The sequence below is a fragment of the Nostoc sp. T09 genome, assembly GCF_002154695.1.
Taxonomy (GTDB): Bacteria; Cyanobacteriota; Cyanobacteriia; order Cyanobacteriales; family Nostocaceae; genus Aulosira.
The window spans coordinates 1-12,163 of sequence record NZ_MTAV01000109.1; the positions used below are offsets into that span (position 1 = coordinate 1).

At 41.6% G+C, this 12,163-nt stretch carries 11 protein-coding genes; 4 read left to right on the plus strand and 7 right to left on the minus strand.

Features of this window, described 5'->3' with window-relative positions:
* Positions 1-288 precede the first annotated feature (288 nt).
* Together BV372_RS21500 and BV372_RS21505 are read left to right on the plus strand one after the other, a co-directional pair.
* On the plus strand, positions 289-1,230 hold the full coding sequence (locus BV372_RS21500; protein ID WP_086688530.1) for a tetratricopeptide repeat protein: 942 nt from the start codon (positions 289-291) through the stop codon (positions 1,228-1,230).
* Between the two features lie 155 nt (positions 1,231-1,385).
* Complete coding sequence (locus BV372_RS21505; RefSeq protein WP_086688531.1) at positions 1,386-1,772, plus strand: hypothetical protein; 387 nt, start codon at positions 1,386-1,388, stop codon at positions 1,770-1,772.
* Between the two features lie 942 nt (positions 1,773-2,714).
* Here the strand turns inward: BV372_RS21505 and BV372_RS21510 are convergent.
* Positions 2,715-3,170: a VOC family protein gene (locus tag BV372_RS21510; RefSeq protein ID WP_086688532.1), complete on the minus strand. Its 456-nt coding sequence runs from the start codon at positions 3,168-3,170 to the stop codon at positions 2,715-2,717.
* Between the two features lie 135 nt (positions 3,171-3,305).
* Positions 3,306-4,277 (minus strand): glutathione S-transferase family protein, encoded by a 972-nt coding sequence (locus BV372_RS21515; RefSeq protein WP_086688533.1) that lies wholly within the window; start codon positions 4,275-4,277, stop codon positions 3,306-3,308.
* Between the two features lie 1,138 nt (positions 4,278-5,415).
* On the opposite strand from BV372_RS21515, the gene BV372_RS21520 reads away from it, so the two are divergent.
* Entirely contained in the window at positions 5,416-5,703 is a 288-nt protein-coding gene (locus tag BV372_RS21520) for a Mo-dependent nitrogenase C-terminal domain-containing protein (protein WP_086688534.1), read from the plus strand.
* 776 nt (positions 5,704-6,479) lie between these two features.
* Here BV372_RS21520 and BV372_RS21525 read toward each other — a convergent pair.
* The 5 genes from BV372_RS21525 to BV372_RS21540 form a co-directional block, all read right to left on the minus strand.
* Positions 6,480-6,758 carry a hypothetical protein gene (locus BV372_RS21525; RefSeq protein ID WP_086688535.1) on the minus strand — a complete coding sequence of 93 codons (279 nt, stop codon included), beginning with the start codon at positions 6,756-6,758 and terminating at the stop codon, positions 6,480-6,482.
* A gap of 353 nt (positions 6,759-7,111) precedes the next feature.
* Positions 7,112-7,246, minus strand: a complete 135-nt coding sequence (locus tag BV372_RS37765) for a hypothetical protein (RefSeq protein ID WP_256973365.1) — start codon at positions 7,244-7,246, stop codon at positions 7,112-7,114.
* Between the two features lie 32 nt (positions 7,247-7,278).
* The gene (locus BV372_RS21530; protein WP_218776753.1) at positions 7,279-8,886 is read right to left on the minus strand and encodes a glycerol-3-phosphate dehydrogenase/oxidase; all 1,608 of its coding nucleotides are present in this window, start codon (positions 8,884-8,886) and stop codon (positions 7,279-7,281) included.
* Positions 8,887-9,160: 274 nt separating this feature from the next.
* Positions 9,161-10,645, minus strand: coding sequence for a glycerol kinase GlpK (glpK, locus tag BV372_RS21535; RefSeq protein WP_086688537.1), 1,485 nt, complete (start codon positions 10,643-10,645; stop codon positions 9,161-9,163).
* A 201-nt stretch (positions 10,646-10,846) separates the two neighbouring features.
* Positions 10,847-11,701, minus strand: coding sequence for a sulfurtransferase (locus tag BV372_RS21540; protein WP_086688538.1), 855 nt, complete (start codon positions 11,699-11,701; stop codon positions 10,847-10,849).
* Between the two features lie 294 nt (positions 11,702-11,995).
* Between BV372_RS21540 and BV372_RS21545 the strand changes: the two genes are divergently transcribed.
* Positions 11,996-12,163 (plus strand): DUF3365 domain-containing protein (locus BV372_RS21545; protein WP_256973366.1); only part of this gene is annotated, 168 nt, incomplete at its 3' end.

The following is a 12,163-nucleotide window of genomic DNA, read 5'->3' on the forward strand; positions in this document are numbered from 1 at the left end:
GTGCGTTATAGCAACGCTTAACGCACCGAGAAAGATGGTGCGTTACGGTTAATAATCACTCTCTCAAACTCCCAAATCCTTGCATAGCCGTAACACAAGATTGACAGCAGGCACATTCTTCGAGATACTTTGAGACTGCTAACACCTAAAATTAAGTATTATTGAAGATTACCAAGATGTGTCAAAAATTTTAATTCTTACCTGCAATTTCTGGCGGATATAGCTGTAAAACAATGAAAATACCATTTGTCAAGTAAACATTAATTATCATTTGCACTGCTATAAATAATGACCGAAAAAACTATCGCTAGTAACTTAAACAACATTGAATCGATTGAGTTTTATCAGCAGTGCTTGAAAATAGCTACAGAAAAAGACGATCTCTGCGAACAAACAAAATTTTTATCGAAGTTAGGCAATGCTTACCAGTCCTTAGGAGAGCAAGAGCAAGCAATTCAGTGTTATCAGCAATGGCTTGAGATATCTAGAAACAGTGGAGATAGCGATGCACAAGCCAAAGCATTGTCTGGATTAGGTAATGCTTATCAATGCCTGGAAAAGCTAGAGCAGGCAATTCAGTATTACCACCAGTGGTTGGGTATAACTAAGAGAATAGGTGACCGAACTGGAGAAGGTATTGCTTTGGGTAGTTTAGGCAATACTTATGAATTGTTAGGGCAATATCAACAAGCAATCAACTTTTATCAGCAATGGTTAGACATAGCAAGATTAATTGGCGATCGCTCTTTTGAAAGCATTGCTTTGGGTAGTTTAGGGAATACCTATGAGTCTTTGCGACAGTACCAAAAAGCAATCAACTATTACCAGCAATGGTTAGACATCACAAGACTAATCGGCGATCGCGCTGGGGAGGGCATCTGTTTGTCTGGTCTAGGAAACGCTTATGAATGCTTGGGGCAATACCAACAAGCAATCGAGTTTTATCAGCAGTCACTGAAGGTCAGAAAGAAAATCAGCGATCGTAGTGGAGAAGCTAACGTCTGGTTTAATTTAGGTCTAGCGTTAGAAAAAATCAATCAACAATCCAAGGCGATAAATGCCTATTGTAATGCCAGCAGGCTGTATCAAGAAATGGGATTTGATACCAACGTCCAGCATTGTCATGATCTGATTGAACTTCTTTCGCCCAAGCTTGCACTTCTAGCATCTGGCTTTGGATTTTGGCGTAGAGTAAGTGGTTTGTGGCAGGTCATCAAAAGCTGGTTTTAAGTGATTAGCTAGCTAACGAGGGTTCCAAATTTTATTGGTTCCTTTTCACTCTAGTAGAGGTTTCACAAAAAATTTAAAGTAATATCAGTACCCTTCCTGTATCACTATTTACAATTAAGTAGATAGAAATGAATTAACCAACTTATTCTATTTTTATGAAATTTTCGTCTAAAGCTTTAGCGGTTCTAACTTCTTCTTTGGGTTTATTTTCAATCAATTTTGCAGTTTCTCTTCCTGCTAAAGCGGCAATTGTATGTGAACCTGGCACCATTAGCCATTATCAAAATAATTCATTGGCAACTTGTATTCTTGGCGAAGACACTAACGTGCAGGTTTATACTCCCACTTCCGGAACAAATAATTTTGGATGCAAAGCCAAAACATTTATATCTTTTGATGATAAAGGACAGTTTACAGGTTGCCAGCTTTCAGAGGAAGTCAAACTTGTAAAAGGTAACTCAGTTGAAATATGTCCAGCCGATTATAGAGTAAGTGTTTCGGTTTCAACTAATGGACTGCAATCCATTACTTGTAGTCCATAAGCCTAAGGACTAATGCAAAGTGGGGATTCTAACTAGCCCCCTCTGAACCGTAGGGCTAATTCATTGCCATAAGAGAAAAAAGCAGGTTGAGATCATCCCAAGGCAAATGAGTTCGAGCGCTTGAGGGAGCACTTGGGTAATCCTAAAGCGATTACTGCCACGGCTGACAAATTAGCTCAGATTTTTTATCATCTTTATATTGGCAGACTTTGTGTGATTGGAAAACTTGGACTTTTCGATGTTAAGTCCATACTCAATCTCATTGCCGCGATAATTCGCTATCTTTGGTAAGAGAGTGCAATGTTGCTTATTATATAGATGTCACGAAGAGACTCAATACGTTCGGTGTGCAATAAAATTATTAGCTCGTGTCTTACTGATAATCGCTTTCTTTATGACTTGTAAAATGTAAACAGCCAAAAATTATTCTATTTTTATGAAAGTAAACCTCCAGACCGAAAAAGACAAATTACAACTAAGCAATAGTATAAAGATAACCCAACAAACAGAAAACGAAAAAGTACTCTGTTCTCATTGTCAGCGCACCGCTACGAACGGTATTAAATGTAAAGGGATTTGTGTAGCTGACAATGAATATTAAGGTATGAATTTTATAGCTTTTCCCAACCAAGTGAGGTAAAGGAAGAAGTAATTAACCACAGATGAACACAGCGAAAAGTCGAGCCAGTGCGGGAGTGGCGTGTCGCCTTGCGTCGGAAAGCAAAGGAATAGGTAGATAATTGTTTGGTCAATGCACAAATGACCTTGATGAAATAACTGTTAACTCATCTGATTTGGGTTTAGGCTTTTACTAGAAAGTTGGGTTTATACAAAGTGGCGATCGCTTTTTCAAGAAGAGTGCATCAGGGAAACCAATAAGCAGGCGAGATCGACACTATTAATTAACCACAAAGAGCGAAGGGGTCTGATGGTAAATTCAACCTATTGATTGATAATTTCTAGATATGGTTGCGGTTGGTGAAAACCCTCAAGTGAGGCATCGACGATGAGGCAAACTTCGATATGCATACCATCAGGATCGGAAAATGACATGTTAAGTACTGGGCCAAGATCGCTAATCGCGCCATCACTCACACCTCGATCTATGAGTTTGCGACGGATAATCTGGAATGCTGACTCTGTTGGGGCATTTAAAGCTAAGTGGTCGATGTGTCCTCGTCCAAACATGTCCGGCAATCCAGAGCTATGGACATTATTAGGCATCTCTGCTGCGTGAAGCACGCTCTGTGGTCCAGCCCGCAGAAGTGCGTGACGAAAGGCTCTTGTCGTCTCTTGGAAAATTACTGGCATCTCGAATACATCAGTATAGAATTCGATAAAGTGGTCGATATCCGCTGTGATCACTGCAACGTGGTGGATACCTGATACAAGGTTCATAATGTTACTCCAGTTGGACTGTGCAATTTCCTTTCATGCCTATGGTTGTGAATAGGAAGCGATAACTTCTCTTCTCCTGTCGGAGACGCTACGCGTAGCTTGCTTCCAGAGGTACGTTAAGCTGCGCTAACACAACTACGCTTTAGCGAAGCGATAGCGATCATGCCGTTGGTCAAAATCAATGATCGGCCCCTTCGGCACAATTCGATTTGGATTAATATCAGTCATACTCATGTAATAACCGCGCTTAATATCGTCTAGATTGCAAGTTGCTTTAAACTCAGGACGCTGATATAGGTCTAGTAGATAATTCCAGAGATTTGGATAGTCGATAATTCGCCGCAAATTGCACTTAAAGTGACCGTAATAAACTGAGTCGAAGCGATACAAAGTTACAAACATACAAATATCAGCTTCGGTCAGTTGATTGCCACATAAATACTGCTGCTCGCTCAGAATACTTTCCCACCGATCTAAATTCTCAAACAGTTCAGTCACTGCCTGTTCGTAGGCTGCTTGCAAAGTTGCAAAACCAGCGCGATATACACCGGCATTGATTGGCATATAGATTGCATCGATCGTTTTATCAATTTGCTGTTGTATGTCGCGTGGGTATAAGTCTATTTTCTGCGTTGCTAATGAAGCAAACTCTACGTCAAACATTCGCATAATTTCGCGAGATTCGTTGTTGACGATGGTTTGATTTTGCTTATCCCACAACACCGGAACTGTAACTCTTCCTGTATATTTTGGATTGGCTTTCACATAGATCTCTTGCAAATATTGAGCGTGATTCACCGAGTCAGGAATGGCTCCCGGTGCGTCGGAAAAAATCCAGCCCTTGTCGCTCATAATCGGATCGACGATAGAGACTGAGATTGCATCATTCAATCCTTTGAGTTCGCGCATAATTAAGGTGCGATGCGCCCAGGGACATCCCAAGGAAACGTAGAGGTGATAGCGCCCTGCTTCTGCCTTAAACCCACTACTTCCATCTGCGGTGACGCGATCGCGAAACGTTGTTGGGATCTCGTGGAACTCACCGCTTTGATTTTGCTCATTATCTTTGGTTATCCATTTACCTGCGACCATTATTCCTGATGCCATGATTCTCTCCTAAGCGTGATGGTGTAATTGTGCCTTTGCTGTTATATTTAATTCGATGAAATCGCTATTAAAATAGTCTTAATTTGTCGCTTTTTTAAGTGAGGCTGCTGTTGGGTAAGTCATTTAATTAATATTAGACCTGCCGTGAAAGACTAATAGGTGGTCATAGGTTAGATAAGGAATGGCATAATTAAGTGCGATCGCAGCAGTCTAAAGCATTTGTTTTGAGCAGCTTTTATCTTTTTTTTGTGAGAAATCTGAGTTGTGTAGTTGCATAAACTTTCAATCAAACTCTACGAGAAAAATCACCTCAGCTTCCTTCCTTAGAAATATATTCATCTTAAAATTCCCATCAGGAATCAACATCTGAAAAAGGTATTGAATACCCGATCAACGAAATATATACATTTAATCTGACTTTCGTCGTTACCATCAGAAAATATTCCTATAACGAAAGTTACAGACACAAAGATAAATTCGGAAGACCAAAAATTCCTGCAATTGCCTTTGGCACCGGGCTTTCTGAGCAATCGCTCCCGATTCATCTGCCAACACCACCAAAATTGATACTGGTGGCGAAATAGTTCACAACATACAAGAACGAATTATCAACTGCTTTGTCTTAAAACTATCTTTTTGGCGGAGCGATCGCTTACGACGTCCCTATACCTTAGTCCTATCCTCTTGTTGCCCAAGATCATTAAATATAAATTGTTGATATTAATTGTGGCTGTTATCGCCGCCGCTTCGCGTGCGCGCAGAGCATTGCGACCTTCGCCTGCCAGGCGGATCGCGAAAATCTGCCCACACTACATCCAGTCGTTCACGCGACATCGCCATCCCGTCTTCAGAACTAAAGAAATCTTGCAGATACGCTGACTGCTGCTTCTAATAGTTCTTAGCTACCAAAGAAGCCAGGGGTGAAGTGCTTGAAATCAAGAGTAATCGGTCATTAACTCTTTCTCCCTCTGCTAACTTCTTTGGCAACTGGCTAGTTGTTGTGGTTCCTCAGTAGTTTTACTGAATTAAAAATTGATTTTTAAAAATAGAAAAAATAGTTTGGTAATTATACGATGTTTTTCTCTGAAGATAGTTGTAGTTTTAAAGGAACAACAAATTCATGAAGGATATTTGAGTAATGAACTTATTAAACAAAGCTCAATTGAATAACAGTTTATTAAACCAGATACGATATCAGATTGAGGGCGTAGAAATACATGATTATAATCTGGCTAAACTATTATGCAAAATCATCCCCTCCCATTGTCCTTTTGAAAAAACTGTGAAAATTTTAGGTCGTACACTTTTTCATATCCCACCTTTGTGTAAACTGAACCCCTTCTATGAAGAAATAATTTGTCTTCGTTTTAAGTGTTTATCATATTTAGTAGACGTATGTGGTGAGGATGTAACAAAATACTGTTAATTATAGCTTTCATCAACAAAAAGTCGAAAGGATTTTCAGGCTAGGTTTTTTTAAGCTGGGTTCTCATGCTGTCTGACAAAAGAGTATACTTAAGCAATAACTGTAAATTTACATAAGTTGCAGGTAGTTTATTAAAAATTTCAGTATATTCTCTTATGTCAATTTAGCTTGACGCTCAGTAGGATATAAGGAAGCAGAGGGAGTTGGATTCTGTAGTTACTCATCTAAGTGTAATTGCAGCAGAAAACAACTTATAATTAACTTTTATAACTAGCAATTGGGTAAATATAACCCATCAAAAGCCCAGTCATAATGACCGGGCTTTTATGATGAAAAAGAGCATCAATTTTATCTAAGCTCAAACACACTTCTGTACAGTAGTTTTAAAACAGGGGGCACAGCGATCGCATCGCTTGTGCTTAATACTATACACTCATAGATTCAGATGTCAGCAAACTGGACATCCTCAATACTCGCTGTGACCAAGTAGACGTAACAGCCCCAAACATTGACTCAGTTTTTTTTCTAGTCTCGAAGTTGTTTTAATTCAAAATTATTTAATTTACTTTCTCACTATCTAAAAGACAAATACAACAAACTTTCTGACAAGAATACCGCTACTAATTCACGGTTAGCACTTTTTTATGACCAAGATTAGAGATATGTTAAACAAGCCGCCAACCATCACAATTGCTGCGTGTGAGGTTGGCGGAAAAAACTTGCTGACAGTCTTCCTAGTAATTGCTTGGTAAATGACGCAGAAACTCAACAATCCGTTATGAATAATAAATTTTAAAGGCAATAAGACCAATTAATCCGGCAAGACCTAATGCTCTGCGAAAATAATTAACGCCTTGAAATAATTCCAGCCAAGCCCAAGTAAAAAATGAGCCAGTTGCCAGTACATCTAATACTGTATGGATTGTGCCACTTGTAACGATTAAAGATAGTAAACTACTTACTATCCAAACAATAAGTGGTAGGTTTGGTGGCTGAGCTATAACAATATTGCCATTGCTGTCACGGAAGGTTTTATCAACTAATGTATTTTCCATGATGTTCAGTTGCTACTTAGCTAAAAATTACTAACTTACAGAATCACTGGATGACATATTGACAAGAGGCTGCAATTAAATTGCAATCTTTTAATAGCATTTAAACATTCAGGTAAATTCTTTTCCATGCATCTAAATGCTGAGATGAGAGCGGTAAAACATATTCATATATGAGTATATTGAAAGTGCCTTGAGAACTAGACCGCAGATATAGAACCTTTCAGCTTTGAGAATGTACCGCATCTGATCAAGTCATCCTAGAAGGACGAGACTTGATATCCCATTCTGTTGGTCAGTATTCCTGCTTTGGTAATGCTCAAATACTACGGGGTTTGCGCAATAACTAGCAACAGCTACATCAATTTGAGAGCGTTGTGTTCTGGGCACAGCACTCTCAAATCTAGTAAAACCAAAGGCGATCGCTCCGTTAAACCCTTTTTTAGCAGTGCTTTCAACCGTTGTGTGGTAACTGGTGGCAGGTTAGCCACACTTTTACCTCTAATAGATGCAGAGAATTACCTCAGGCTTTGGAAAGAACTTTCTTGACGCGATCGCTTGAACTGGCTGTTGATTCATGATTAAGTAAGTATCCGGTAGCAAGAGAATGATAGTCTTCAATTTGCTGTTGCTGCCAAGTCGGATCTCGCCCTAGTTCTTCAGCTAAAATTGCCGCCACACGAGGAGCTGCTTCCATACTGGCGATCGCATCGAGTAAAAGCGATCGCGTCCGCCGTGCTAGGACATCCTCTACTGTGCGGGCCAATTCGTAGCGGGCAGCCCAGCGCACCTCTGCCTCTAAATAAGGCAATCGAGGATGCAGTAATGTGTTAGCACCAGGTAACTCTTGGATACTAGCTGCATCACTGCCATACACATCGAGAGGTGCTGCTGTGGGCTGTTGAGTCCAGCCATGTAAATGCAACTTGGAACTGATTGAGGGATGAGCAGAGAGATTTACAAGTTGGATAGCTCGGTCTACCACATCCTCACCCATCTTGCGATAAGTTGTCCACTTGCCGCCAGTAATAGTTAACAATCCAGAAGCGGAAACGCTAATTACATGTTCGCGGGATAGGGCTGCGGTTGACTCCGTTGCTTCTGCTTTTACCAATGGGCGCTGTCCTACAAACACACTCAACACATCCTCACGAGTGGGAGCAGGTGTGAGATATTGAGCCGCAGTGTGCAAAATAAAGTCAATTTCCTCCTCAAGGGGACGGGGTTCATAGGCAGTATGTTCAACAGGAGTATCGGTAGTACCAATCACTACTTTATTATGCCAAGGAACTGCAAACAGCACTCGCCCATCCTCGGTTTTGGGAATCATCATAGCGCTGTCATTTGGTAAAAACCGCTTGTCCACAACAATATGCGCCCCCTGGCTGGGAGACAACATAGCTGATGCCTTGGGGTTATCCATACGCCGTACATCATCCACAAACACCCCTGTGGCATTCACCACAATCTTTCCCTTGATCTCAAAAGTTTCCCCCGTTTCTGCATCACGAGCACGAACCCCCGTTACTCGTTCCCCTTGCTTGAGCAAACCAATAACTGGTAAATAATTCAAAGCGACACCGTTGTAATCCAGCAACGTTTGCAGCAGAGTAATCGCTAGGCGCGCATCATCAAACTGCCCATCATGGTAGACAACTCCTCCCCTAAGTCCATCAGTCTTCAGAGTTGGTATGCGCGATCGCGTATCTTGTTCGCTGAGAAATTGACTGCGACCAAGGCTTAAATTACCCGACAGCAAATCGTAAACTTGTAAACCCGCACCGTAGAAAAGCTGAGACCACCAAGTATACCCTGGCACTACAAACTTCAAATCATGCACCAAATGAGGGGCATTTCGGCGCAGTAGCCCTCTTTCGTGCAGTGCTTCCCGTACTAGATGAATGTTTCCTTGTGCGAGATACCGTACTCCCCCATGCACCAGCTTAGTTGAGCGGCTAGAGGTTCCTTTGGCAAAGTCATATTTTTCTAAAAGTAGTGTTCGGTAGCCCCGCGTGGCTGCTTCCACAGTTGTCCCCAAACCCGTTGCGCCCCCGCCAATGACAATAAAATCCCACTCATCGGATTGGCGTATCCGAGCAATTAGATCCTGACGAATTATCGGTGTATTCACAATCATTCTCCTAAAATTATTTTGATATGCAATTGAATTGGAGTCCAGGTAGCCCTTTCAAGGTGGGTAAAAATTTTGCTCAGGAAACTCTCTTTAACCTCTTGACTCTGTGTTCTCTGTGTCTCTGTGGTTAAAAAGTATTTTATTTGACCACAGAGACGCGGAGGGCACAGAGAGAAAAAAAGAGATTTTACAAGTCATCTTGAAAGAGCTAGAGTGAGGAGTTAATAGTTACTAGTGTTATCTCCCCCTGCTCGTCTGCCCCTCTGCTCCTCTACCTATGCCGTGTCTGAGCGATCGCCTGTCGCCAGCAGTCTAGTAGTGTTCCGCGATGATCGGCGCTAATTGTTGGCTCAAATCGTTTCTCAACCTGCCACTGCTGCACAATTTCCGCTTCGCTTTCCCAGTAGCCAACAGCTAAACCTGCCAGATAAGCAGCCCCCAAGGCAGTAGTTTCGGTGATTTTGGGACGGACAACAGGCACACCCAAAATATCAGCCTGAAACTGCATTAATAGGTCGTTGCGGGAGGCACCACCATCTACCCGCAGTTCTGAAAGATAAAGCTGAGAATCTTGACGCATCGCATCAATCACGTCAGCGGTTTGATAGGCAATACTTTCTAGCGCTGCACGGGCGATATGGGCACTGGTTGAGCCGCGACTTAAACCCACAATCGTGCCACGAGCATAGCTGTCCCAATAAGGTGCGCCTAAACCGACGAATGCAGGTACAAAATACACACCACCATTATCAGGAACACTGCAAGCTAACGGTTCAACATCCGCGCTGTGCTTAATAATGCCGAGTCCATCGCGTAGCCATTGCACAACTGCCCCGGCAATGAAGACACTGCCTTCTAGGGCATAATTGGTGCGTCCATTGATGCTCCAGGCGATCGTGGTCAGCAGCTTGTGATTAGATTGCATCGGCTTATTACCTGTATTTAGCAGCATAAAGCAGCCTGTACCGTAGGTATTTTTTGCCATACCACATTGCAAAGATGCCTGCCCAAAGGTTGCAGCTTGCTGGTCTCCGGCAATTCCCGCGATGGGAATGCGGCTACCGAAAAGACCTTCAGATGTATATCCATATACTTCTGACGAACTCTGCACTTGGGGAAGAAGAGAACGGGGAATATCGAGAATGGACAGTAATTCATCGTCCCACTGCTGAGTGTGAATATTGAACAACAACGTCCTGCTAGCATTAGTCACATCTGTGATGTGGAGTTCACCTTGAGTTAGTTTCCAAATCAACCAGCTATCGACGGTTCCAAATGCCAGTTCTCCACGCTCGGCTTTTTCACGAGCATTAGGCACATTATCAAGCAACCACTTAAGTTTAGTGCCGCTAAAGTAAGCATCGATTACCAGCCCTGTTTTAGTCTGGAATGTTGTCTCATGTCCAGCAGCCTTAAGTTCATCGCAGTAAGCAGCTGTGCGGCGGTCTTGCCAAACGATCGCATTATGAATCGGCTTGCCTGTTTTGCGATCCCAAACTACTGTAGTTTCTCGTTGATTAGTAATGCCAATAGCAGCAATATCACCAGCTTTGATACCAATGCGAGCTAAAGCTTCATTAGCAACACCAATTTGAGAAGACCAGATTTCATCAGCATCATGCTCCACCCAACCAGACTGCGGAAAGATTTGTTGAAATTCTTTCTGAGCAACGGTTAGGATCTCGCCATTGTGGTCAAATATAATAGCGCGCGAGCTGGTGGTGCCTTGGTCGAATGCCAAAATATATTTAGTCATGGGATATATCTCGAATTTATTTGTAATTACAGGTGAATATCTTGATGAAATATCAAAAAGCTGCAACTTAATCGCCGTTACTAAATATTAAGTATGAAATTCAAAAAATCCATCTCTGAAATCTTATTCTCTGTGCCTCTGCGTGATGCCACATGCTTCAAGTCGGGGAACTCCCATGAGCAACTGATCGGGTGGACTGCTTTAGAACACTCTGCTATCAATCGGTAATGAAAAGTCGCGGGACCATTCATTCCAAGAACCAAAATAATTTCTGGCGTAAATTCCTGCCAGTTGCAGAGCAATCAGAGTATTCGCCGCTCTAGAACCTTTAAAACAGTAAATGTACACAATAGAGTCGGAAGTAATACCTACAGATTCACAAATTTCTAAGATTTCCGCTTTTGAGCGAAACATGGATATTTCTGAAGAAGATGTCATCAGACGATGCCATTCTAGCCACACAGCGTTAGGGATTCTACCTTTGCGAGGACAAAAATCAGGAGCGTAGGGAGAAGAACTCAACCCAAGCCATTCGGCTTTGTCGCGCACATCTAATTTAATAATTGCTGGATTGTCAATTGCTTGCAACATCTCGGCAGTAGTCACCATCATGTTAGCGTTGGGATGCAATCTAAATATGCTACTTTCACGTAATGGTACTTCATCGGTAGTAGATAATCCCGCCCTGAGCCATGCTTTATATCCTCCGTGTAAGATAGATACCTGAGCGCAACCCAAATACTTCAGTAAGAAAGCTGCTCGACAAGACTGACCATAACCTTGATTGAAAGTATCTTCATAAACAATTAACCATTCTGCACCAGATATGCCTACCCTGCTGAGAATTTCTATAAAATACTCTTGCAATTTCTGTAATCCTGTTGGGTAGGAATCTTCTAAAAGATAGCTGAAAAAATTTCTAATATTTATAGATTGAGGAATATGAGAAATAGCATAATCTTCTTGACTTCGCGTATCAATAATCACGGGTTGAGATGAATTTTCTGCTAACAGCAACGTGAGTTCCTGAGGAGAAATGAGGAGTTTTGTATTCACGCTTTCATGCTTCTGTTATCGTACCATTAAGCATTATCAAGCTTGGTAGATTTGCGTTTTGTCAAGGAAATCACAGAAAGCTGAAATGCGGTAGATGTTAAATTTTATATTTCTTAGCATTACTAATGCTAAGAAGTCTGACTCTGATTAATTTTTATTTTTGGCTCTATTGTCATTTCTTGAGCATACCAAGCAAAATACTATTCAATATCATATCCAAATCCTACTGACATCAATAGGTCACGCCAATCCTGTTTAACGAAATTTCTGTTAACATTCTTTGGCATCCGCAGCATTGCAGCCAGACGTGTATTTGAAAATTTCAAAGCCAATTGGCAATACAAAGATTTAATTTACAAACAGGCTACGCTCAACCCTACAAATCTAGATGACCAAGCTGACCGATTTGAGGCAAAATTAATTGAACGGTTTGAGAGCGATCGCACTTTAAAAACTCTCTCT